Source organism: Reichenbachiella sp. (assembly GCF_039941815.1).
Classification (GTDB): Bacteria; Bacteroidota; Bacteroidia; order Cytophagales; family Cyclobacteriaceae; genus Reichenbachiella.
The window spans coordinates 1-1,073 of the sequence record NZ_JBDVDW010000073.1 but is presented as its reverse complement, the minus strand read 5'-3'; the positions used below and the strand labels follow the sequence as shown (position 1 = coordinate 1,073).

Genomic DNA, 1,073 nt, shown 5'->3' with positions numbered 1-1,073 from the left:
GTCAAATGACTTACTTTTTACTCCTTCACCCCAATAGCATTTCGCGGCCAATATACCGCAAATGATAGTGTGTGGTGTTTTAGGTGGTAAAGTTCCTGATGCAGTTGCTATCGGTACACTTGTTCTAATGAGATTTCGGACTGAGCTTGCTTTATTTCCAGCGTATTCCAAATATTCTTTGCTAATGGTCGGTTTACATTCAAATACAGCATACACTGCCTCGGCAGGAATATATTTGTGGCTTTGTTGAATTAATAACATCGGAGTGTACTGCGGATCGAAAATTACAATATCTATTTGATCACTTTTGTTTCCCTTGCTATCAATTATAATTGCTTTATCTACCCCATATCGCTTTGGCAAGTAATCACCTAGTACATCTATCCAACTACCTTCATGGATATCCCCTTTTGTCGGAGCATGTTCTACACCTCGCGAAGCCCGGTATAAATCATGGTGAAGATCTTTTTGCACATCCTCAAAAACTCCTTTTAACCAAATATCATTGCTCATTTACTGCCCCCCGAATGGAGGTGTAGGTTGAATTGACAATGTAACTTCAATAGCCCTTTCTTTAGTAACTGGCTTATTTGGGAATGCATCTAAAATAATCGAGGGGACAAGCCGTTGAGTGATATCTGAAAACGAAAAACCATATGTTTTCTCGCTTGTTTCCCCAGTTATCTCAACAATTTTTTCAATAGTTTCATTATCTAAATCGAATGGAGCTAATGTTTGCTCTAATACAGATTTGCGCTGCTCTGCACTTGGTCTCTTGAAAGGCAAAATCTCAGCAGCTCTTCTTTTAACCGCAGGGTCTAAGGCGTCTAATCTATTGGTACACATGATTACTGCGGCAGGTAAGACATCACTCGCCAATGAATCAATCCCCCTGATAAATGCATTAACTCCAGCCCGATCCTCATGGTGCATTTGTTCGGATTCTCTCGATTGTGCCAGCGCATCAGCTTCATCGATTAGTAGTATGACAGCTCCTCTAGATTTTCCTGATTCACTCTTATACTTTTTAGCCAAATCTTTTGTTTGTTGAAAAGCACTAGAAACTAATTGAG

General features: G+C 39.8%; 2 protein-coding genes. Both read right to left on the bottom strand.

The window, feature by feature from the left end; translation table 11 throughout:
• On the bottom strand, nucleotides 1-513 hold a 513-nt coding region (locus ABJF11_RS19935; RefSeq protein ID WP_348122014.1), incomplete at its 3' end, for a DUF6602 domain-containing protein.
• Nucleotides 514-1,073, bottom strand: a 560-nt coding sequence (locus ABJF11_RS19930; RefSeq protein ID WP_348122013.1) for an AAA family ATPase, incomplete at its 5' end; no start/stop codon positions are given.